This is a genomic window from uncultured Tateyamaria sp., assembly GCF_947503045.1.
Classification (GTDB): domain Bacteria; phylum Pseudomonadota; class Alphaproteobacteria; order Rhodobacterales; family Rhodobacteraceae; genus Tateyamaria.
The window spans coordinates 386,473-408,383 of the sequence record NZ_CANNCF010000004.1 but is presented as its reverse complement, the minus strand read 5'-3'; the positions used below and the strand labels follow the sequence as shown (position 1 = coordinate 408,383).

The 21,911-nt window shown below is 60.3% G+C and carries 23 protein-coding genes and 1 tRNA gene; 12 read left to right on the top strand and 12 right to left on the bottom strand.

Annotated features, from left to right (window positions below; all coding sequences use genetic code 11):
- Window positions 1-37 precede the first annotated feature (37 nt).
- A complete protein-coding gene (locus tag Q1A89_RS18300; protein ID WP_299731722.1) occupies window positions 38-1,411 on the bottom strand; it encodes a class II 3-deoxy-7-phosphoheptulonate synthase in 1,374 nt (457 codons plus the stop codon).
- A 186-nt stretch (window positions 1,412-1,597) separates the two neighbouring features.
- On the opposite strand from Q1A89_RS18300, the gene Q1A89_RS18295 reads away from it, so the two are divergent.
- Together Q1A89_RS18295 and Q1A89_RS18290 are read left to right on the top strand one after the other, a co-directional pair.
- Window positions 1,598-2,602, top strand: coding sequence for a GlxA family transcriptional regulator (locus tag Q1A89_RS18295; protein ID WP_299731720.1), 1,005 nt, complete (start codon window positions 1,598-1,600; stop codon window positions 2,600-2,602).
- 43 nt (window positions 2,603-2,645) lie between these two features.
- Complete coding sequence (locus Q1A89_RS18290) at window positions 2,646-2,852, top strand: hypothetical protein (protein ID WP_299731717.1); 207 nt, start codon at window positions 2,646-2,648, stop codon at window positions 2,850-2,852.
- Here the strand turns inward: Q1A89_RS18290 and Q1A89_RS18285 are convergent.
- Together Q1A89_RS18285 and Q1A89_RS18280 are read right to left on the bottom strand one after the other, a co-directional pair.
- Window positions 2,830-3,558, bottom strand: coding sequence for an RlmE family RNA methyltransferase (locus Q1A89_RS18285; protein WP_299731715.1), 729 nt, complete (start codon window positions 3,556-3,558; stop codon window positions 2,830-2,832). The genes Q1A89_RS18290 and Q1A89_RS18285 overlap by 23 nt on opposite strands.
- Window positions 3,559-3,624: 66 nt before the next feature.
- Window positions 3,625-4,749, bottom strand: coding sequence for a Ppx/GppA phosphatase family protein (locus tag Q1A89_RS18280; RefSeq protein WP_299731713.1), 1,125 nt, complete (start codon window positions 4,747-4,749; stop codon window positions 3,625-3,627).
- Window positions 4,750-5,027: 278 nt separating this feature from the next.
- On the opposite strand from Q1A89_RS18280, the gene Q1A89_RS18275 reads away from it, so the two are divergent.
- The 10 genes from Q1A89_RS18275 (at window position 5,028) to Q1A89_RS18230 (ending at window position 12,478) form a co-directional block, all read left to right on the top strand.
- Complete coding sequence (locus tag Q1A89_RS18275) at window positions 5,028-5,324, top strand: virulence factor (protein ID WP_299731710.1); 297 nt, start codon at window positions 5,028-5,030, stop codon at window positions 5,322-5,324.
- Window positions 5,325-5,347: 23 nt separating this feature from the next.
- Complete coding sequence (locus tag Q1A89_RS18270) at window positions 5,348-6,274, top strand: methylenetetrahydrofolate reductase (protein WP_299731707.1); 927 nt, start codon at window positions 5,348-5,350, stop codon at window positions 6,272-6,274.
- Between the two features lie 16 nt (window positions 6,275-6,290).
- Entirely contained in the window at window positions 6,291-7,370 is a 1,080-nt protein-coding gene (locus Q1A89_RS18265; RefSeq protein WP_299731704.1) for a methyltetrahydrofolate cobalamin methyltransferase, read from the top strand.
- A 198-nt stretch (window positions 7,371-7,568) separates the two neighbouring features.
- Window positions 7,569-7,847, top strand: a complete 279-nt coding sequence (locus Q1A89_RS18260; RefSeq protein ID WP_299731701.1) for an STAS domain-containing protein — start codon at window positions 7,569-7,571, stop codon at window positions 7,845-7,847.
- Window positions 7,844-8,209, top strand: a complete 366-nt coding sequence (locus Q1A89_RS18255) for a response regulator (RefSeq protein ID WP_299731698.1) — start codon at window positions 7,844-7,846, stop codon at window positions 8,207-8,209. The genes Q1A89_RS18260 and Q1A89_RS18255 overlap by 4 nt, the downstream gene beginning before the upstream one ends.
- A gap of 9 nt (window positions 8,210-8,218) precedes the next feature.
- Window positions 8,219-10,408, top strand: a complete 2,190-nt coding sequence (locus tag Q1A89_RS18250) for a chemotaxis protein CheA (protein ID WP_299731696.1) — start codon at window positions 8,219-8,221, stop codon at window positions 10,406-10,408.
- Window position 10,409: 1 nt separating this feature from the next.
- On the top strand, window positions 10,410-10,874 hold the full coding sequence (locus Q1A89_RS18245) for a chemotaxis protein CheW (RefSeq protein WP_299731694.1): 465 nt from the start codon (window positions 10,410-10,412) through the stop codon (window positions 10,872-10,874).
- Window positions 10,874-11,758 carry a protein-glutamate O-methyltransferase gene (locus Q1A89_RS18240; protein WP_299731692.1) on the top strand — a complete coding sequence of 295 codons (885 nt, stop codon included), beginning with the start codon at window positions 10,874-10,876 and terminating at the stop codon, window positions 11,756-11,758. The genes Q1A89_RS18245 and Q1A89_RS18240 overlap by 1 nt, the downstream gene beginning before the upstream one ends.
- Entirely contained in the window at window positions 11,745-12,131 is a 387-nt protein-coding gene (locus Q1A89_RS18235) for a response regulator (RefSeq protein ID WP_299731689.1), read from the top strand. The genes Q1A89_RS18240 and Q1A89_RS18235 overlap by 14 nt, the downstream gene beginning before the upstream one ends.
- The gene (locus tag Q1A89_RS18230; RefSeq protein ID WP_299731686.1) at window positions 12,131-12,478 is read left to right on the top strand and encodes a hypothetical protein; all 348 of its coding nucleotides are present in this window, start codon (window positions 12,131-12,133) and stop codon (window positions 12,476-12,478) included. Before Q1A89_RS18235 ends, Q1A89_RS18230 begins: the two co-directional genes overlap by 1 nt.
- A 35-nt stretch (window positions 12,479-12,513) precedes the next feature.
- On the opposite strand, the gene Q1A89_RS18225 is transcribed toward Q1A89_RS18230, so the two are convergent.
- The 9 genes from Q1A89_RS18225 to Q1A89_RS18185 form a co-directional block, all read right to left on the bottom strand.
- A complete protein-coding gene (locus Q1A89_RS18225) occupies window positions 12,514-13,026 on the bottom strand; it encodes a chemotaxis protein CheD (RefSeq protein ID WP_299731683.1) in 513 nt (170 codons plus the stop codon).
- A complete protein-coding gene (cheB, locus tag Q1A89_RS18220) occupies window positions 13,023-14,069 on the bottom strand; it encodes a chemotaxis-specific protein-glutamate methyltransferase CheB (RefSeq protein ID WP_299731681.1) in 1,047 nt (348 codons plus the stop codon). Before cheB ends, Q1A89_RS18225 begins: the two co-directional genes overlap by 4 nt.
- Before the next feature lie 494 nt (window positions 14,070-14,563).
- Window positions 14,564-14,653 (bottom strand) — tRNA-Ser (locus tag Q1A89_RS18215).
- 137 nt (window positions 14,654-14,790) lie between these two features.
- The gene (locus Q1A89_RS18210; RefSeq protein WP_299731678.1) at window positions 14,791-15,510 is read right to left on the bottom strand and encodes an alanyl-tRNA editing protein; all 720 of its coding nucleotides are present in this window, start codon (window positions 15,508-15,510) and stop codon (window positions 14,791-14,793) included.
- A complete protein-coding gene (locus Q1A89_RS18205) occupies window positions 15,507-17,906 on the bottom strand; it encodes a DUF3772 domain-containing protein (RefSeq protein WP_299731675.1) in 2,400 nt (799 codons plus the stop codon). The genes Q1A89_RS18210 and Q1A89_RS18205 overlap by 4 nt, the downstream gene beginning before the upstream one ends.
- Window positions 17,906-18,934, bottom strand: a complete 1,029-nt coding sequence (locus Q1A89_RS18200) for a cysteine synthase A (RefSeq protein ID WP_299731672.1) — start codon at window positions 18,932-18,934, stop codon at window positions 17,906-17,908. The genes Q1A89_RS18205 and Q1A89_RS18200 overlap by 1 nt, the downstream gene beginning before the upstream one ends.
- A gap of 58 nt (window positions 18,935-18,992) precedes the next feature.
- Window positions 18,993-20,108: an NUDIX domain-containing protein gene (locus Q1A89_RS18195; protein WP_299731669.1), complete on the bottom strand. Its 1,116-nt coding sequence runs from the start codon at window positions 20,106-20,108 to the stop codon at window positions 18,993-18,995.
- Between the two features lie 4 nt (window positions 20,109-20,112).
- Window positions 20,113-20,553: a TrgA family protein gene (locus Q1A89_RS18190; protein ID WP_299731666.1), complete on the bottom strand. Its 441-nt coding sequence runs from the start codon at window positions 20,551-20,553 to the stop codon at window positions 20,113-20,115.
- Between the two features lie 20 nt (window positions 20,554-20,573).
- Window positions 20,574-21,782 carry a cyclopropane-fatty-acyl-phospholipid synthase family protein gene (locus Q1A89_RS18185; protein WP_299731663.1) on the bottom strand — a complete coding sequence of 403 codons (1,209 nt, stop codon included), beginning with the start codon at window positions 21,780-21,782 and terminating at the stop codon, window positions 20,574-20,576.
- Window positions 21,783-21,911: the final 129 nt, after the last annotated feature.

Below are 21,911 nucleotides of genomic sequence, written 5' to 3'. Positions count from 1 at the left end.
GGTCTGCCCCTCGCGCTTCTTTGTCTTTTTGTCTGCCTTAGCTGGCGGCGCGGGCTGCGTTGCGCGCGCTGCGCAGGTTTGACAGCTCTTCTGCCACCAGAAACGCCAGTTCCAGCGATTGCGAGGCGTTGAGGCGCGGATCGCAGGCGGTGTGGTAACGATCGCTCAGGTCCTCGTCCGTCACGGCCCGCACGCCGCCTGTGCATTCGGTCACATCCTGGCCGGTCATCTCGAAATGGACACCGCCGGGGATTGTCCCTTCGGAGGCGTGCACGCCAAAGAACTCGCGCACTTCGCGCAGGACTGACTCGAATGGCCGCGTCTTGTAGCCCGAGGACGACTTGATCGTGTTGCCATGCATCGGATCACAGACCCATGTGACATTGGCCCCCTCCTCACGCACGGTGTTGATCAGGCGCGGCAGGTGCTCGCCCACTGATCCGGCGCCAAAGCGTGCGATCAGGGTCAGACGACCCGCCTCGTTGTCGGGGTTCAGCTTGGCCATCAGCGCCTTGAGGTCTTCGGCTGTCATGGTCGGCCCGCATTTGAGCCCGATGGGGTTTTGCACGCCGCTTGCGAAATGCACATGGGCGCCGTCGGGCTGGCGGGTGCGATCCCCGATCCAGATCATGTGGCCCGACCCCGCCAGCCATTTGCCAGAAGTGGAATCGATGCGCGTCAGCGCCTCTTCATATTCCAGCAGCAGGGATTCGTGGCTGGTGTAGAACTCGACACTCGAAAATTCATGCGTGGTGTCCCCGTCGATCCCGGCGGCGGCCATGAAATCGATGGTGTCCTGAATGCGATTGGCGATTTCGAGGTATTTCTCGGCCTCACCCCCTTCGGCAAAGCCAAGCGTCCAGGAATGCACCCGGTGCATGTCGGCAAAACCACCCGTGGAAAAGGCGCGCAGCAGGTTCAGCGTTGCGGCGGCCTGCGTGTAGGCCTGCAGCATGCGGGACGGGTCGGGAATGCGCGAGCCGGGTGTAAAGGCCAGATCGTTGATGATGTCACCGCGGTAGCTTGGCAGTTCCACGCCATCGACGGTCTCGGTCGGGGCCGAGCGCGGCTTGGCGAATTGCCCGGCCATGCGCCCCAGCTTGATCACCGGCACCTTGGCGCCAAAGGTCAGCACCATCGCCATCTGCAACATCACCTTGAACGTGTCGCGGATGCCATCGGCGCTGAACTGATCGAAGGCCTCGGCGCAATCGCCGCCCTGAAGCAGGAACGCATCCCCGCGCGAGGCATCGGCAAGATGCTTTTGCAACCGGCGGGCTTCGCCTGCGAAAACCAGTGGCGGATATTTGGACAGCTGTGCCTCGACCGCCTGCAGGGCCGCCGCGTCAGTATAATCGGGCATCTGTACCCGGGGCAGTGTGCGCCAGTCAGATTTTGTCCAATTGCTCATCGTCTCTCTCCGCAAAACATGTTGGCGGTAACGCCGCCGCCGCCTTCTATACAAAAGCCAGTCACCAGTGACCATATCACAAATGCGGCCTCTTGACGTCGCGTTTGGCCCATGCACAAGGTGCGCGTCATACACACGCGCGGACTACGTCACAGGACATACCCGCCAGCTTAGGATCCCGACGCGATGTCGATCACGCGCTCCGCCACCCGTACCCGGCCCGAGGGTGATCAACCCAAACACTTCGTCTTTGTTTTGCTCAACAATTTCACCCTGCTGTGTTTTTCCGCAGCCCTCGAAAGCCTGCGCATCGCCAACCGTATGGCCGAGGCCGAGATTTACAGCTGGCGCATTATCGGTGAGGGCGGCGATGTCGCTTATTGCTCGGCCGGAACCGGGTTCAAGCTGGATGGGGATCTGGACGAGGTCAGCCGCGACGACACGATCATGATCTGCGGTGGCATCGACGTGCAGGCCGCCACAACCAAACGCCTTTTGGGCTGGCTGCGCCGCGAGGCGCGCAAGGGTCCGCATGTGGCTGGCCTGTGCACGGCGGCCTTTACGCTGGCCAAGGCCGGGCTGCTCGACGGCAAGCGCGCCACGATCCACTGGGAAAATCAGGACAGCTTTACCGAAGAGTTCCCAGAGGTCGAGTTGACCAAGTCCGTCTTTGTCGTCGATGACAAGCGGCTGACTACCGCCGGGGGCACGTCCTCGATCGATCTGATGCTGAAACTCATTGCGGATGAAAATGGCGAGCAACTGGCCAATGCAGTGGCCGATCAGCTGATCTATTCCTCGATCCGCACGGATCAGGACACGCAGCGCCTGTCCGTGCCCACCCGCATCGGCGTGCGTCATCCCAAGCTGAGCCAGGTCATCCAGATCATGGAACAGAATATCGAAGAGCCGATCAGCCCTTCGATCCTGGCAAAGGACGTGGGCATGTCCACGCGGCAGCTCGAGCGGCTGTTCCGCCGCTACCTCAACCGCTCACCCAAGCGCTATTACATGGAGTTGCGCCTGCAAAAGGCCCGCAACCTGTTGATGCAAACCGATATGAGTGTGATCAACGTCGCGCTTGCCTGCGGTTTTGCCTCGCCATCGCATTTTTCCAAATGCTACCGCGCCCATTACGACACGACACCCTATCGTGAACGCGGCACGCATGCTGCGCGTCTTTCGATCTAATTTTCAACATATTGCGGCCTGATTTGGTTGGTATCCCGTGGCCATGATGCTGCCTGATACCCCCACCCCGACCCCGTCCCGCCAACGCGTGTTCGAACTGATGCGCCAAAGCGATGCCGCCATCGAGCGCGCCGATGAAATCAAGCCCAAGAAGGTCCGCCGCCTCAGCCCGGCAGAGTTGGAAAAGCTGCAGATGATTGCCCTGCGGTCCTTCCAGCGTGATGATCTTATGGTGCCGGGTCAGCCCTGAACCCGGTTGCGACCACGAATTTTTCCGAACTGTCGGCCCGTGAGGCTGGGGGTTTGACGTTCGCGACCTTGGCAAAGCGTTGCTTGAGCAGCTTTTGCAAGCCCCCCTCTGCCCCGCCCGCCAATGTCTTGGCGACAAAGGTGCCGCCATCCTCGAGCACGTCGAAGGCGAAATAGGCCGCCGCCTCGCACAGCGCAATGATGCGCAGATGGTCGGTCTGCTTGTGCCCCGAGGATGAGGCCGCCATGTCCGACATCACCACATCCGCCTTGCCGCCCAGCCATTCCTTGACCTTGAGGTCGGCGTCATCTTCCATGAAATCAAGCTGATGCAGCTCGCAGCCCGCGATGGGCTCCATTTCCTGCAGATCGATGCCCAGAATGGTGCCAACCGCCTTGCCTGACCTTTCGCCCAGCACATTGCAGCGTTTCACTGCCACCTGACACCAGCCCCCCGGGGCCGCGCCCAGATCAACGATCCGTGCGCCGGGCACGAGAAAGCGAAACTTTTCATCCAGTTCGAGGATCTTGTAGGCCGCGCGCCCGCGATAGCCTTCGGCCTGCGCGCGTTTGACATACGGGTCGTTCAACTGCCGCTGCAGCCAGCGGGTCGAGGACAGCTTGCGCCCGCGCGCGGACTTGACCTTGACCTTGAGCTCGCGCTGCCCGCGTCCGGATGTGTTCTTGCCTGTGGGGGTCTTGGCCACGTCAGCCACCTTTTGTCTCGTGTTCTCACGCCATGTAAGCGATCCGTCTCCGAATTGCACGGGGGCTCAGACCGACTGATCCTCAAGTACACCATCGGCACTCATCTGCGCATAAAGCAGCCCCTCGCGCAGGCCGCGATCCGCGACCGACAGGCGGTCTGTTGGCCAGCAGCGCATCAGCGCCTGCAGGATCGCCGCCCCCGACATGATCAGCGCATGCCGGTCCGAGCCAATACGCGGATCGGCACGTCGTCCGCCGGGACCCATGTTGAGGTATGAGCGGATGACGGTGTCGATCTGCTCGGAACTCATGCGCAAGCCATCGACCTTGGTGCGGTCATAGCGCTTGAGGCCCAGATGCGAGGCCGCCACGGTTGTCACGGTGCCTGAGGTGCCCACGATCTGGAACCGCTCGGTGGGTTCGGTCGCATGATAGGGCGAAAAGCTGGACAGGTTTTCCTCGAAAAACCAGCTCATCAGGGCAAAGCGGGCGGCGTCGTCGTCCACATCGTTGAACTGTTCGCGCAAGGTGGCGACGCCCAGGGGCACGCTGATCCAGTCCACCACGCGGGCTTCGGGCACGTCGCTCACGGCCTTGATGAAGCCTGAATGCAACCGCATGATGGCTTGGGGCCGGTCCTTGTTCGGCACGCTGGCAAGGTCGATCCAGACCAGCTCGGTCGACCCGCCGCCGATGTCGACCACCAGCAGGTTTTCCGTCTTGGGGCTGACCAGCGGCGCGCAGGAAATCACCGCCAGCCGCGCCTCTTCTTCAGGTTCGATGATGTCCAGCCGCAGACCGGTCTCGCGGTGCACCCGTTCGATGAATTCCGTGGCGTTGACGGCCCGCCTGCAGGCTTCGGTCGCAACAAGGCGCATGCGGCGCACATTGTGACGTTTGAGCTTTTGCTGACAGATGCGCAGGGCCTGCACGGTACGCGTCATCGACCCGCGCGACAGCTTGCCCGAACGTTCAAGGCCAAGGCCCAGTTGCACGGATTTTGAAAAACTGTCGACGACGTGAAACCCCGCGCCCCGCGGCTCGGCGATCAACATGCGACAGCTGTTCGTGCCCAGATCCAGCGCGGCATAAAGCTCGGGCGATCCAGGGGCACGCGGCACGGGCTTGGACCCCTGTGCAGGGGGCCGGTTGTCTATCGCGCCCGCACCTTGGGGACGCTTTGGCGCCATCTTTCGCGCCTTTCAAATCGAGTTGCGTTGACGATATGTCCAATGATGCATTCGCGCAAGTGGCTTGCAGGAGGCGCGGGCCTGCCCGCACTGGCGGTGAACGTCATCAAGAATATGAATTATTTGACGTTTACCGCGCGCCCGCTTTGCGCGAAGACCACAGCGGGCGATGTCGCCACCGGGCCGTCAAGTCGCAACAGTCTTCGGTTTTGTCGAAAACAAGCCGCGATGCGGGGGCGCCGTGCCTTATCAGAGGTCAACTGGAACGGAGGAATCAGATGCCTGATGTCACAATCGTCTACTGGCGCGATATCCCGGCGCAGGTGATCGTGGGCAAGGGCCGTCGCGGCTCCAAACGTCAATTGGCCGAACGGTTTGAACAGGCCATTGATCGTGCCGCGATGAAGGTGAACGCCAAGGACGCGGACGCCTATCTTGCCGAGTGGCGCAAGGCTGATCCCTACCCGATGGAGGGCGACCCGGCTGAACTGGCCGAGGCCGAGGCCGTCCGTCTTGAGACCGAATATGACAGTGCCCGGATCAAGGCGCTGATCGACAATGAAGGTTGGGCCTGAGGCCCTTTGGCAGGAGACGTGACATGGCATTGCTGAACTTCAAGAAAGACACCGGTCCCGTGCCCGGCAGCCTCAGCCCCGAGGTCGAGGCGTTCTTGCAAGGTTATTCCATCGAGGTGATGCCGCGCACCGCCGAAAAGGTCGAGGATTTCCGCGCTCTGCTGCCCACAGGCACCCGCGTCTACATCGCCCATATCGAAGGCACACCGATCGAGGACATGGTCGCCACCGCCAAGCGTCTGAACGCCGAGGGGTTCCCGGTCATGCCGCACTTTCCCGCGCGCATCATCGAGGACGCAGCCACGCTCAAGGACTGGATCGCCCGCTATCAGGGCGAAGCGAATGTTGATCAGGCCCTGCTGCTCGCCGGCGGTGTTGACACACCTTACGGCAATTTTCACAGCTCGATGCAACTGCTCGAAACCGGTGCCTTTGATGCGGCCGGATTCAAACGTCTGCACGTGGCTGGCCATCCCGAGGGGAACAAGGATATCGACCCTGACGGTGGCTTGAAGAACGTCGAAGAAGCCGTTGCATGGAAACAGAAATTCTCTGAAACAACAGATGCCAAGATGGCGCTTGCCACCCAGTTTGCGTTTGAGGCTGATCCGATCATCGCCTGGGCGGACAGCCTCAAGGCTGCGGGCATCGACCTGCCTATCCATATCGGCATTGCAGGCCCTGCCAAACTGCAGACCATGATCAAATTCGCCATTGCCTGCGGTGTCGGCGCCTCTTTGCGGGTGCTGCAGCGCCGGGCCAAGGATGTCACGAAGCTGCTGATGCCCTTCGAGCCGACCGAAGTGATTGCGGGCCTGGCCGCGCACAAGGCCAAGAACCCCGACTTCAACATCGCCCAGGTCCACTTCTTCCCCCTTGGCGGGATCAAGACCAACGCCCATTGGGCCATCGAAAACGGCGGCGCCTCTGCCGTCCCAGCCTCTGCATAAAAGGACCTTTGCCCGCATGGTACGCACCATTGTCGAATCCAAGACCAAGACCGCCATCATCGGCTTTGACCAGCCGTTCTGCGTCATTGGTGAACGTATCAACCCTACGGGCCGCAAGATCCTGAACGAAGAGCTGGAGCGCGGCGATTTTTCCCGGGTCGAGGCCGATGCGCGTGCGCAGGTCGCGGCTGGTGCCAATATTCTCGACATCAACTCGGGCGCTGTGTTCTCCAACAAGATGGCCGAAGATCCGCGCTATGCCGACAACAACTTTGTTGAGCCCACGCTGATGCAGGAACTGGTCGAGCGGGTGCAGGCCATAGTCGATGTGCCCCTGTGTATCGACAGCTCGGTCCCCGGCGCGCTGGAAAACGGGCTGGCGGCTGCCGAAGGGCGCCCCCTGCTCAACTCGGTCACGGGCGAGGAAGAGCGTCTGGATCTCGTCCTGCCGCTGGTCAAGAAATACAACGTGCCGGTCGTGGCGATTTCCAACGATGACACCGGCATTTCCGAAGACCCCGATGTGCGCTTTGCCGTGGCCAAAAAGATCGTCGAACGCGCCGCTGATTTCGGCATTCCGGCCCATGATATCGTCGTTGATCCGCTGGTCATGCCCATCGGGGCCATGGGCACTGCCGGTTTGCAGGTGTTTACGCTGGTGCGCCGTCTGCGCGAGGAACTGGGGGTCAACACGACCTGTGGGGCCTCCAACATTTCCTTTGGTCTGCCCAACCGACACGGCATCAACAACGCGTTTCTGCCGATGGCGATGGGGGCTGGCATGACCTCCGCCATCATGAACCCGGTCGCGTTGCCCGTTGGTGTGACAAAAATCGCTGAAAAACGCGCCGAAGTGGAGGCTGCAGGCATCATTCTGCCCGAGGGCATGGATGATGAGGCCTTTGTGCAGATGTTCGGTCTTGGCTCTACCCTGCCCCGCGCAGGCAAGGAGATGGAAGCGATCCGCGCGGCCAACTTTTTGACCAATAATGACGAGGGCGGCGGCGAGTGGATCAGGTTCAATCGCGCGCCCCCCAAGGCAGGCCAGGAAGGGCGCGGACGCGCCGGTCGCACAGGGGGTCGCCGTCGCGCCTGACTGACGCCCCATATCCCGATCCAAACCCGCGCTTTAACCAGCGCGGGTTTTTTTGTGCGCGGCATACAGCGTGATCGGGCCGGATATGCAAATCCGGTAACGCTGTCTTAACGGAGCGTCCGCTACACAAACTTCGAAACGATCAGCCACGAGGTTTATCATGACAGGACAAGCCGTCGATACGTGCGTTGGTGCGCGATGACAGAACCGATCCAATTGCCCGCGCGTCTGGACGCCACGGAACTCAGCGCCTTTGCCCCACGCCTGACCGAGGCCTGTACAGGCGGAACGGTGCAGATCGACGCCGGTGAGGTGACCCATATGGGTGCCCTTGGTGTGCAGTTGATCCTTGCGGCGGCGCGCGATCAGCGCAGCCTTGGCGGCACGTTGGAAATCTGTGCGATCAGTGAGCGCGCGACCAGCCAATTGGCCATGATGGGCCTTTCACCACAACAGCTTTCGGAGGGTGCACCATGAGCCTCGAAGTCCTTGCCGTCGATGACAGCCGCACAATGCGCGACATGATCCGGTTTGCGTTGGAACCTGCCGGATTCACGGTGCACACCGCTGATGATGGCGTGCACGGCACCGAAGTGCTGAGCGAGATCGCGCCCGACGTGATCATCACGGACATCAACATGCCCCGCATGGACGGCTTCGGCTTTATCGATGCGGTGCGGGAGCGCGACAAGTACCGCTCGACCCCCATCCTTGTCCTCACCACCGAGGCGGCGCCTGAGTTGAAACAACGCGCCCGCGCGGCCGGGGCGACCGGCTGGATCGTCAAACCCTTTGACCCGATCAAGCTGGTCAAGGCGTTGCAAATGGTTGCCGGATAGGATCTCAGGATGACCAAACCCGATCCAATGGAAGAGATCAGAGCTTCGTTTTTCATCGAATGCGAAGAGCTGCTTGAAGCGACACAGGACGGTCTGCAACAGCTGGATGAGGGGTGTGCGGACAGCGAAACGATCCACGTGGTGTTCCGCGCCGTCCATTCGATCAAGGGCGGCGCCGGTGCCTTTGGGCTCAAATCGCTGGTACGGTTTGCCCACACCTATGAGACCACACTCGAGGCGGTGCGCAATGGCTCGCTTGAGGCTGATCCGCCACTGATCAACCTGTTTTTCCGTGCAACCGACCACCTGTCTGATCTTGTGCGCGCGTCTCGGGACAATGAGGACGTCCCGGCAGAAAACGGTGAAAAACTTCTACAGGAACTCGAACAGTATATCGGTGGCGGCGAAGAGGATGAGGATGAACCTGAGCCAGATATCGATTTTCAACCTCTTGGCCTGAGCCTCGATCTTGATCTGGGCGAAGCCGAGGAAGAGACGCAAACCACGCCCAGGTTTGAGGTCAAGTTCAGCCCCGAAGCAGAAATGTTCGAAGGCGGCAATGACGCCTATCCGATCCTTGGGGCTATCGCCGGGCTTGGCGAGGCGCGCGTGCAATGTGACATGTCCCGCTTGCCGGATTTGAAGAACCTTGCGCCCGAAACCCCCTATCTGTCCTGGGTGGTGGAATTGACGGCCGATGTCGACGAGGCGGAAATCGCCTCGATGTTCGAATTTGTCGAAGGTCTGTGTGCCTACAGCATTACCCGATTGGACGGGGCCAATGAAGCGACCGCACAAGATGCGCCTGTTGTGCTTGATCTTCCAATGGACCTGCCGCCTTTGCCCACACCCGAAACGGACGAACCCGCGATGAGCATTGAGCCCGAGCCGGAGGAGGCGGCGGCCCCCGCCCCACCTCCCGAGCCGGACGTGCCTGCACCCAGCGCCAAAGAGGCACGACCCACGGAACGGGCGGCAACCAGCGGTCAGACGGCCCCAAAATCAGTGGTGCGCGTTGATCTGGACCGTATCGAACGGCTGGTGAATCTCGTGGGTGAATTGGTCATCAACCAGGCCATGCTCGCGCAAAGTCTCAAAAGCTCGGGCCTGTCTCCGCATTCAGACGCCATGAACGGGCTCGAAGAATTCCAAAGGCTGACCCGGGACATTCAAGACAGCGTGATGATGATCCGCGCGCAGCCGGTGAAGTCCTTGTTCCAGCGCATGTCACGTATCGTCCGCGAGGCATCAGCCGCAGTGGACAAGGATGTGCGGCTGGTCTGCGAAGGCGAAAACACCGAAGTTGACAAGACGGTGATCGAACGGCTTGCCGACCCGCTGACCCATATGATCCGCAACGCGGTCGATCATGGTCTGGAAAGTACCGCAGATCGCGTGGCTGCGGGCAAATCACCCGGCGGCATCGTACGTCTCAGCGCGGCGCACAGGTCAGGCCGGGTCGTCATCGACGTGTCCGACGATGGCGCCGGCATCAACCGCCCGCGCGTGCAACAAATCGCCACGGAAAAAGGGCTGATAGCGCCAGACGCCGTTCTGTCTGACAGCGAAATCGACAACCTTCTGTTCTTGCCGGGCTTTTCTACCGCAAGCACCGTGTCTGACCTGTCCGGACGGGGTGTCGGAATGGACGTGGTGCGCACTTCCATTCAGGCTTTGGGCGGGCGCATTTCCATCACGTCCGTTCCGACAAAAGGCACTGTGTTCTCCATATCCCTGCCTCTGACACTGGCCGTGCTTGACGGCATGGTCGTCGATGTTGCTGGTGAAACGCTTGTTATCCCGCTCAACATGGTGGCGGAAACGATGACATTGACCGAGGAAACCCTGAACACGATCCAGCCGGGCGTTGATGTCGTACGGGTGCGTACGGGTTTTGTTCCGCTGTTCGATCTCGGTCATCTGTTGGGCTACCGCGACAAGCAGGACAGCTATGTGGAATCCGTCGCGCTTCTGATTTCCCACGAAGACGGCAGTCTTGGTGCCTTGATTGTCGATGACATCCAAGACCAGCGCCAGGTGGTGATCAAGGGGCTGGACGACACGTTCTACCGCGCACCAGGGATTGCTGCGGCAACCATCCTAGGTGACGGCCAGATCGCCCTCATCCTCGATCCATCTGACATCATTTCGAAAGCTCACGACGTGAATGCAACTGCTCCTCTAAAACTGGAAGCCTGACATGACCCAAGACAAATCAACTGACGCCGACACAATCGAGCTGCTGACGTTTCGTTTGAGCGATCAGGAATATTCACTGGACATCATGTGTGTGCGCGAAATCAGAAGCTGGACCAAGGCAACACCGATGCCGCATGCGCCGAGCTTCATGCGCGGCGTGATCAATCTGCGGGGCACCGTTTTGCCGGTCATGGACCTCGCCGAGCGTTTGGGCCTGCCGCGCCGTGAGTATTCAGATCGCAACGTCATTATCGTTGTAAAACAGGGCGAGACCATGACCGGCCTTCTTGTGGATGCCGTGTCTGACATCATCACTGTAAACCAGGCCGATCTGCAGCCGCCACCGGACGCAACCAGCCAAACGGCACCAACCGTTATTCGGTCACTGACACTGATTGACGACCGGATGATCCGGGTTCTCGACCTGCCCAATGTGGTGGCCTTTGCACAAAGCGAAGCTGCTTGATGGGGTTGTCTGGTACCGAACTAACGCTTGAAAAGGCGGCGTTTGATGCGATTGCCGGATTGGCGCATCGCGAATTCGGACTGCACATCACCTCGGAAAAGCTGAAGATGGTGCAATCAAGACTGCGTCATCGCTTGAACGCGCTCAATTTGCGCAACTTCGACGCCTATTCGGATCTGGTTTGTTCCGACCAAGGTGCGGAGGAACGGCGCTACATGATTTCGGCCCTGACAACGAACGTATCCCATTTCTTTCGCGAACCGCATCATTTTGATCTGCTGTCGGAAGCGATCCGGCCCGGGCTTCAACAGCGAATTGCCGCGGGTGATCGCATCCGCGTCTGGTCTGCAGGTTGTTCCAATGGCCAGGAACCTTACTCGATCGCAATGCACTTGCTACGGGAAGAACCGTCGATCGCGCAGGCCGACTTCAAGATTCTTGCAACAGACATCGATCCCAAGGTCGTCTCGTTTGCCCAAAATGGAGTGTACGCAGAAAGTTTGGTGAACGGCGTGTCCGCTCAAGACAAGGCCAAGTTCATGCGCTCCGAAGGTGACGAGGTCCGTGTTGCGGATGAGGTCAGTCGGCACATTTCGTTTCGTGAGTTGAACCTGTTGTCGGACTGGCCGATGCGACATCAGTTCGACGTCATTTTCTGCCGAAATGTTGTGATCTACTTCGATCAGGAAACCCAGGAACGGCTTTGGCCACGCTTTCACAAGATGCTGAGACCTGGTGGCCTTTTGTGTCTGGGTCATTCCGAACGGATTTCTGCACCTGCGCAATTCGGTTTCAAAACAATAGGCACAACCGCTTACAAGAAAGACGATGCCTCGAAGTCGTCGACATCACTCTTGTCTGGAGGACAAAATGGCACTTCGTGATCAGATTCGCATTATGGTTGTGGATGACATGTCGACGAGCCGCGGCATCATTACGCAGACCCTGGACGCATTTGGCGTGCGCCACGTCTCGACGGCAGAAGACGGGGCGAATGCACTTCAAGTTCTCGCGCGCGCGCCGGTACACCTGGTCATTTCGGACTACAACATGCCCAACATGGACGGTCTGAAATTGCTGCACAACTTGCGGAACGGGGCCAAAACAAAAGGTATAGGTTTTATTCTGATCACAGGGCGTGCAGAGCAGCAGATCATTGATTACGGCCGGAAACTGGGCATGAATAACTATCTCAAGAAACCGTTTGAGGCCAATGATCTGCGCAAATGTATCGAAACGGTTGTGGGACCTTTGTAATGCAGGCCGAACCGGTTGCGGACCTCAACGACGCGCACATCATGGAAAATCTGGCGACGCGATTGCTGGATTTGGCAGAGGACACTGCGCAGGTTGGCAAAAGTGTTTCAGCACTGACGGCCAATATGACAACTCCGATGGACTCCGGAGTGATCCAGGATCTCCAAAAACTGGATAGCTTGCAGCAATCGCTGCGCGATCTCGCCCACCTCAGTGCTGCGCTGGCAGGACCGGGCGCGCTGCGCGCGCAAGCGCTTGATCAACTGAAACTCAAAGCCACGCGCACGCTGCTGGATACGTCAGCAAGCGAGCGGCCGACTGCGCAAGGCACTGTCGACCTTTTCTGATCCCCATCGAAGGCCTTGCGGCGCATCTAACACTTTCAAAAAAGCTCGACGCCTTGACCGGTCGGCAGTGGTGGTTCCACCTCGACCAGTTTCACCTGAGCATGGGTGACCTTTTGCAACGCGCGGCCCGTCGCGGGCCAGAACCGCACGTTGCGCGCATGTGTGCCGCCAAAGGACGATGTGGTCAGAGGGATGCGTTCTTGTGCGAGGAAATGTTCGGTAAACTCTACGTTGTCTTGTCCAATGTCGGACAGCCCGTCAACCATGCGGGCACCACCAAAGGCCTTGGCTTGCAGGCGGTCACGCGCGGCGCCCATTTTGAGAAGGTCATTTATCAACACTTCCATGGCTTGAAGGCCGGACAAGGTATGCGCCTGGCTTCCGGAGCTTGAGCGCGCGAGTAACATGTGGTTCATGCCGCCGATCCCCTTGTCCTCGTCCCACAGACAAACCGAAACGCAGGAGCCGAGCAACGTGCTGATCACGACATCGTGGCCGGCACCGGTTGCAAATTGTCCTTGTGTGATATGAATGCGCTTTTCACTCATGACGTGGTCACACCGGCATTGGTCTGGCGCATTCGCGTCAAGATTTCGCCCCCGATGTCCTCGATTTCCGCTTCCGCTTCGGACGCGTTCAGAGACAGAGCGACGCCGGGCATGCCGTAGACAACACAACTGCTTTTGGATTGCCCCAGCGTCCGCGCGCCTTTGCGGCGCAGCGCCAGCATGCCCTTGGCGCCATCATTGCCCAGACCCGTCAATAGAACAGCACCAACGTGTTGCGCCCACGGAACGGCGGAGGCGAACAACACATCGACCGACGGGCAGTAGGGTTGGTCATATTGCCGCGCGATTTCCTGTATGTGCCAGGCTCCGCTGTGCCAGACGACACAGGTTTGCCGGTCCTGAGACGGTGCCAGCCGGATGCTGCCGGGTTTCAACCGCATGCCGTCACTGGACAGGTCGACATCGTGCGAACCGAGCCGATCCAAACGTTGCACGAAGCTTTTCAAGTATCGGTGCGGCATGTGCTGTGCGATCACGACAGGTGGAATTTCCTGTTTGTCGATGCTGCCCAGCATGGACTCGATCGCGGCCACCCCTCCGGTCGAGGCCCCCACAAGCAGGATCTTTTCGGCATATTCGGACGTTTTCGGATCAGGTGCGCGTGGCGCGAGTTTCTGACCGGTCGCGGCTGCAAAGATGTTGTCACAGATTTCCGCCATCGTATCTTTGGTCGGGAACTGGGGTTTTGAAAGGCACGCCACCGCACCCAGTTCCATGGCCCGCTCCGCCATGGCGTTTCCGTTCAACAACCCACCGGACAGCATCACCACGGGCATGGGACGCAACCGCATCAAATGGGCGAGGAATTCGACCCCGTTCATGCCGGGCATCTCGATATCGAGCGTCAGGACATCCGGTTCCGTTGCCTTGATGGTTTCGCGGGCCTCTTGCGCTGATCCGGCCATTCCGACGAGGTCCAATCGCGGATCCTGCGCGATGATGCTGCTCAACCAGCGGCGCATGGTGAGTGAATCATCGACAACGACGACCCGCTTGGGGGCAGTGGAGGAAGATGAGGTCACGTGCGCCACCAGAACTCGGGCGTTCGATCGGGGACTCCAACTGGAATTCTGGCTGCCGTATGGTGGAACTGCCGCGATGCGGTGTCACGTTTGGTCAGCTCGAAAATGCAAAGGCGACGTGAGCGCCACGCAAACCGCCGACACGCAATTGTCCCGTTAACAGTTGTCAAAGGGTAATCCCCACAGACAATCCGACAGACGGGTACGCAGATGCAATGGAGGGAAGGATGCCATCATTGTGGAAAGTCGACCTGTCTGCGCAAAACTCTTTGCGACACTACCCAAGCAAGGGTGAAGACCAGATTAATGTGCCTGGTTCCCAGCACCCCTGCCCCAGGCCTTTGCCATGGATCAATCAACAGCGGAGTATTGTTACAGGGGAGAAGCGATCTGAAGACACATCCCCTGCGCGTCCCGTCAAAACTTGATGCACCCAATCGCGATGTCCACGCGGAACACGCACGCGTCGCCAAATCGGTCGGGTAAGAAAGGTATGGCGGACAGACAGGGATTCGAACCCTGGAGACGGTCTCCCGCCTACACACTTTCCAGGCGTGCGCCTTCGACCACTCGGCCACCTGTCCGTGCGCGCGGTCTACCCAAATTTACCCCCCGAAGGCAAGCGGGTAGATGAAAGAATGTGAGGGTGGCGCCAATTGCGCGTCCGGACACGACCGATCTCGACACCAGCCGGGTCATCCGAGCGGGCCCGAACGCCGCGTTACGCCTCCAGATGCAGATAAATGCGACGGTTCATCCGCCCCTTCTTTTCGATCTTGCCGATGCGCAGCGGGCCGATTTCACCGGTGCGGTCCACATGGGTGCCGCCGCAAGGTTGCAGATCGATCGTGTCTGTCCCGGTGCCGATCCGCACAAGCCGGATCCGGCCAGCGCCGCGCGGAGGCTGGACGGACAGCGTCTTGACCATGCCGGGATTGGCGTCGAGCTCTTCCGAGGTGATCCATTCTTCGCTCACGGCGTGATCTGCGGTGACTAGGGCATTCAAATTGGCCTGCAAGGCGTCGCGGTCTTCGGGCGCGTCGGCCATGTCGAAATCCAGTCGGCCCCGCTCGGCCCCGATTGAACCGCCCGTCACCCCAAAAGGCACAACGACGGACAGCAGGTGAAGGCCCGTGTGCATGCGCATGTGCCCATAGCGGCGGTCCCAGTCGAGCGCCTGTTCCACGCTTGTGCCTACGGGCGGCAAGGCGCGTGGTTCCGCCGGGACAAGGATAATGGCCTCTCCCTCGCCCTTGATCGCGGTGGCGATCGTGAGGCTGTGATCATCCCAGCGCAACACGCCGTTGTCGCCTGGCTGACCGCCGCCGGTTGGATAAAACAGCGACGTATCCAGCACGATCCCACCCTCGGGCGTGTGGGCCACGACCTGAGCCTCGGCGCGGCGCAGGTATGGGTCCCTGCGAAACAGGGGCGTGCTCATCTGCCGTCTCCATCGCCGTCCGCATCCGGGTCGATGTCGGGGTCCTCGAACTCGGGTTGTTCCGGCGCGGCTGCGGGTGTTTCGGGTGTGGGCGTGGGCTGCAAAGCTTCGGGGTTGCGCAACCAGACGTCCCGTTGGGCAAAGGGAATTTCGATGCCCTCTTCGGCAAAACGTGCCGCGATCTGATGGTTGAGTTCGTTCTTGACCACCATCATCCAGTTTACATCGCGCAGGATCATGCGGATTTCGAAATCAAGACTGTCTGCGCCAAACCCGGAAAACAGGATCATCGGCGGCGGGTTCATGATTGCCATCGGATGCGCCTCGGCCAGTTCGCGCAGGATGCGGTCTACCCGGCGGGTGTCTGTACCATAGGCGACACCGACCGGGATGATCACCCGGCCCACGGTATTGCCGCGCGTATAGTTGGTCACGGTCCCCGAAATCAGATCGGCGTTGGGCACAATGACGTCGGTGCGATCAAAGGTCTCGATCCGGGTCGAGCGCACCGAGATCGAGCGGACATAGCCCATCTGTCCGCCCACCTCGATCCAGTCGCCTTCGGCGATGGGCCGTTCGATCAGCAGGATGATGCCCGAGACAAAGTTCGACACGATGGTTTGCAAGCCAAAGCCGATGCCGACCGACAGAGCCCCGGCGACAATCGCGAGGCTCGACAAATCGATCCCGGCGGCGGTGATCGACACAAGGGCTGCAAGGAATATCCCGACATAGCCCAGCCCTGAGACAATCGCGACCTGCCCACCCGGATCAAGCTTGGTCTTGGGCAGCACCGATACTTTGAGCGCGTTTTGTGCCGCGCGGGTCATCGCATAGCCGATGGCAAAGACGATGATGAGGGTAAAGAAATTGCCCGGCGAAATGGTCATCTCGCCGATGGTCAGACCGGTCCGCACCCGGGCCCAGAGCTCGGTCATGTCGGTGACACGCGCCCCCCAGATCAGCGGCAGCACAAGCAGGGCCATCAGCACGATCACGAAACTGGCGAGCGTCGGGATCAGGCTTTCTTCTGCCCCTTCGGAGGGGCGCAATGCGGCATAGATATCACGCACCAGCCCCTGCAACAGGCGGGCCGTGCCGACAAGGCCCAGCGTCACAATCGACGGATAGATCAGGAACTGTGCCGCCGTGCTATAGCCGAACGTGGACAGAATTGGCGCGAGGATGCCGACGGCAATCACCCCTTTGCCGAGCACCGAGATCAGCCGCTCGTACAATTCGCTGTCCGGCGTGGTTTCGTCGGCGGCATCGCGGCGGACGCGGCGTAGCAGCCAACCGACCCGGATCAGCAACAGGCTGGCCGCGATGGTCAGCGGGTAATGCAGCACCGCATTGGCCGCCCGCTCATAGCGGTCAAACTCGGACAGCCGATCCAACAGGATATACAGCGCCAGAACAAAGCCGAGGAAGAAAACGTAAATGCGCGCCTCGACCCGCCGCGTTTTGGGCAAGCGTGTCGGGGCACGAACGTGTTCGTCGCGCGGAAAGACCCGGCTGGCCAGCCAAAGCGCGTAGAACAGGACAAAGCCCATCGGCTCGAGCGCCTCAAGCACGATTCCGCCGCGCGGACCAAACAGCCCGGTCGCGCCAATGGCGCGCACGATGGCAAAGAGGCCCAGCATCGGCAGCACGATCTGCCCCAATGATACGACAAAGCCTGCAACCTCGCCCGTGGCCCGCGCATCATTGCGCTGGATGCGCAGGGCAAGCCATTCCGACCAGTACCGGGCCCGCGTCAGCAGGATGAAGCCGATGGCCAGCAGAACCACCACCAAAGGCAGGTTGTCGCGGGCCGTTTCGCGCTGTGTCGGATTGTGCCAGGCCTGTTGTGTGCCTGCCATCGCGGCGGCGGCGGTGTCACCAAGCGCGCGCAGGGCAATGGACCAGTTTGCAGGATTGATAGGCCATGGGCCGGCGTCCAGCAGCGCCTCGGCCTGGCGTTCCCGTATGATGCGGTCGATTTCGGAAATGATGCCGTTGGCGCGGCTGATCGATTCCTCGGCAGTGCGTCGCGGCGTGGTCAGCCGTTCGATCTGTTCATTCAGTTCGGCGCGCCGCGCCGCGATTTCCTCGGCCTCGCTGGCGCCTTCCTCCGGCGCGGGACCAAGGGCAGCGACCTGATCGCGCAGCGTTGCGATCCGCCCGTCATTGGCCGTCAGTTGGGTCTGAAATTGCTGGCGCCAATCGGCGATCTGCGCGCGCAATTGCTCGAGCGCCTGATCCGACGCCCGCGCGACATCCACAGCCTCTTCGGCCCGTTCGGCGACAGACTGCCATCGCGCATAGTCAGGGGCCGTCGCCTGCGCGAGCGCCAGACCAGCCCATAGCATGACAGCCAGAGCTGCCAGAATGGGCCGCATGAGGTGTCGCACCATCACACGTCCTCAAAGACGCCCGGTATGCTCGCAGGGGGCCGGTCCAGCCATTCGGGCACAGGCAACCCCTTTTCCTTGAGAAAATCGGGGTTGAACAGTTTGGACTGATAGCGGGACCCATAGTCACACAGGATCGTCACGATGGTGTGCCCGGGCCCCAGTTCGCGGGCCAGCCGGATGGCACCGGCGATGTTGACCCCGGTCGAGCCGCCCATGCACAGGCCTTCATGTGTCATCAGATCAAAGACGATCTCGCATGCCTCGGCATCCGGCACCCGGTAAACGAAGTCTGGCGCAAAGCCTTCGAGATTGGCGGTGATGCGCCCCTGCCCGATGCCTTCGGTGATGGAATTGCCCGGGTTCTCCTCACCGGTGTAAATCTTGAACAGGCCCGCGCCTTCCGGATCGGTCAGCGCGATCTTCACGCCTTTGGGCTGCAACACCTCTGCCACACCGGCCAATGTGCCGCCTGAGCCGACGGCACAGGTAAAGCCGTCGACTTTTCCGTCCGTCTGTTCCCAGATCTCTGGCCCAGTCGTGTCGATGTGGGCCTGTCGGTTGGCCACGTTATCGAATTGGTTCGCCCAGATCGCGCCGTTCGGCTCCGTTTCGTTAAGTTTGGCCGCCAAGCGACTGGAATATCTAATGTAATTGTTCATGTTGGCATAGGGCTTCGCAGGGACCTGTACGAGTTCCGCGCCTGCGAGGCGCAACATGTCCTTCTTTTCCTGACTTTGGGTTTCAGGGATCACGATCACCGTCTTGTACCCCATCGATGCTCCAACAACCGCAAGCCCGATGCCGGTATTGCCAGCAGTGCCCTCGACGATTGTGCCACCGGGGCGCAATTCGCCCGAAGCAACCGCGTGATTGATGATCGACAGGGCCGCGCGGTCCTTTACCGACTGGCCGGGGTTCATGAACTCGGCCTTGCCCAGAATGGTGCACCCGGTCTCTTCACTGGCCTTGCGCAACTTGATGAGGGGGGTGTTTCCAACGGCGGCGGCCAGATCAGGGGCAAAGCGCATGGGCGGCGTTCCTTCTTCTTGGTGTTGGTCACTGGTGTAGCGGGCGCGCGGGGCTATCTCAACCCGCCTCATGCCTGCGCAGGCGGTCGCGATGATGCGCCAGCCAATAGGTCAGCAAAGTGAGGGGCGCATTGACGGTGCGCCGCGCCTCGGCCAGTTCCAGCAGGGCATCAAAGGACATCACATGGGTGCGGATGTCTTCGCCTTCGGTGTCCAGCCCGCCGATGCTGCCTTGGGTGTCGGGCAGATCGCACAGGCCCACGAACAGGTTGAAGAATTCGGTGGTGGCACCCGGCGAAGCATAGCAAGCCCCGACCTCTTCAAGGGAGCGCAGATCCAGCCCTGCCTCTTCCTGTGCTTCGCGGCGTGCGGTTTGCGCGGGCGTTTCACCGGGATCAATCAGGCCCGCCACAGGCTCCAACTGCCAGGCCACAGGATCGTGCCGCCCGATGGGCCCCATGCGCACCTGTTCGACCAGCAGAACCCGGTCGCGCAGCGGATCGTAAGGCAGCACAATCGCCGCATCGCTTGAGACAAAGACCGAGCGGTCGACGACCGGCGACATGCCACCACCAAAAGTCTCATGGCGCAGCTTGATCTCGTCATAGCCGTAAAAGGCCGTGTGGGCGCGGTGGCGCGCGACAATCTCGATACGACCGTCCAGCACCCCTGCCCCGTCGTGTCCTCTTTGGGCCAATACGCGGCTCCAGGCGCGTTTGCGAATCTGTGGAAAGCGGGCCGAGATCACGTCGCGCGACAGCGTACCAAAACCGTCCATAACCTCTTGGGCGGCGGCGACGCTCATCGCGGCCCAGTCCTGCACCCAGCGGTCGAAATCCCAAGGTTCGGGGGTCGCCTGCACGCCCTCATCCGGAATATAGACATCCGCCTGAGTCCCGTCGGCAAGGGTCAGCAGTTGCAGATCGTAATCAAACCCACCCTCGTAATAATCCAGCCGCGCGATGTCCTCATTGGACAGACCGCGCACCACGACGCCGTGTGCCTCGGACCCTTCGGCGCGTATCAGGACCGGATAAGGACCGTCGCGCGCGGCCATCACCGCGTGGCCCGGCAATACAGCAGGGTCGAAATCCGGCGCATCCGCCATGCGCCCCATCACGCATTCCAGCAGGGGCACATGGCGCAAGGTGCCATAAAAGAACAGGTTTTTCATGGGCCTATCGCCAGGTGCGCCACGCGAATTCGGCAGCAAGCCCCACAACGACGCCCCCGACCAGCAACGTGGTCCAGATCGGGATGGTGGACATCAGCAACGCCCACTCGGCCCCGATTTCAAAAATCGAAACCAGAGCCTCGAATGCACCATCATAGCGGTTCTTCATCGCGATCCGCACCATTTCGTTGCAGGACTGGATGAACAGCGCCCAGAATACCAGAACAACGGGTGCTGTGAGGCCGACATTGATCGCGGAAATGGTGCTGCGCCCGGCGCGGCTGCCGATCACCATCCAGCCGACAAGCAGACCAACAACGACGTTGACCTGTACGAACCAGCCGAAATTGGTGTCTTCCTCGAACAGCGGCATGATCATGAACGACACGATAAAGGCGAGCACTCCCATGCCGATTGCTGCCATCAGTTTGGCTGCGTTAGGCATCGTGTATTTCCTTCATATTTCTATCCGGGTCGTTTGATCGTGATCTGCGTTACGTCACAGTTGGCACTTTCAAAGGTCGCAGCACAAGATGTCAGATAAAAATTCCACATCCGCCGGAACCGGTCGTCAAAGCCCATTTCCGCGATCTGGTCCCATTTTTCGTTAAACGTTTCGTGCCAGCGGCGCAGCGTGATGTTGTAGCTGGGGCCAAATTCGACCGAGCGTTCGACGGCCAGACCGGCCCGCACGATCTGCGCGCGCAATGCACTTGGGCTGGGCAGCATGCCGCCCGGAAAGATGTATTTCTGGATAAAGTCTACGCCGCGCTGATAAACGTCCCAGCGCCGATCCTGCACCGTGATGATCTGCAAGGTGGCGTTCTTGCCCGGCTTCAGGCGCTCGCGCACGGTGTCGAAATAGGTCGGCCAGTATTTCTGTCCTACGGCTTCGAACATCTCGATGCTGGCAATGCCATCATAGGTGCCTGTTTCATCGCGGTAATCTTGCAGCTTGAAATCGACAAGCCCAGAAAGTCCCGCTTTTTCAATGCGTTCTTGCGCATACTTAAACTGTTCTTCGCTGATCGTCAGCCCCGTCACCTTGAGCCCGCGTTCGCGCGCGGCGTATTCCGCAAAGCCGCCCCAGCCACAGCCGATCTCAAGGATATGGTCGCCGGGCTGTGCGCCCATCTGGTCGACCATGCTGGCATATTTGGCGATCTGCGCCGCCTCGTGGTTTTCCTGCCCCGTCTCGAACAGTGCGCTGGAATAGGTCATCGTGTCGTCCAGCCACAGCCCGTAGAACTCGTTGCCGAGGTCATAGTGATAGCTGATGTTCTTGCGTGCCTGCTCGCGGTGGTTGCGTTGCAGCCAGAACCGGAACTTTTCAAACCGGCGCACGAGGCCTAACCCCGGAAAGCCATCATAGATCTCGTCATTGTCGGCATGAACCCAGTCCATAAAGGCCTGCAGGTCCGGCGTGCTCCACCATTCATCAAGGTATGCGTCACAAAATCCGAGGTCCCCTTCACGGATCAGGCGGGCAAAAAGGTCGTCATTGTGGATATGCACCTCGGCCACAGGGCCGGGATTCGGCCCCTCTGCACGAAACCGACGCCCGTCGGGCAGGACAAAATCGACACGGCCTGTGTTCATGCCCCGCAGCATCGTGAAGGCCCGGGTAAAATAGCGCGGCAGGTTCTTTTCGCCGTCTGTTGTGGTCTTGATCATGCGCACTCCCGTTCGCAATTGTCGCAGGCTAGCCAGACAGAATGCCCCACGCAAGGTGCTGCCCGGCTCTGTTGGTAAAAAGCATGTGTTTTGAGGCGATTAAGTCGCATATCGCCCCTGATTAGAGGC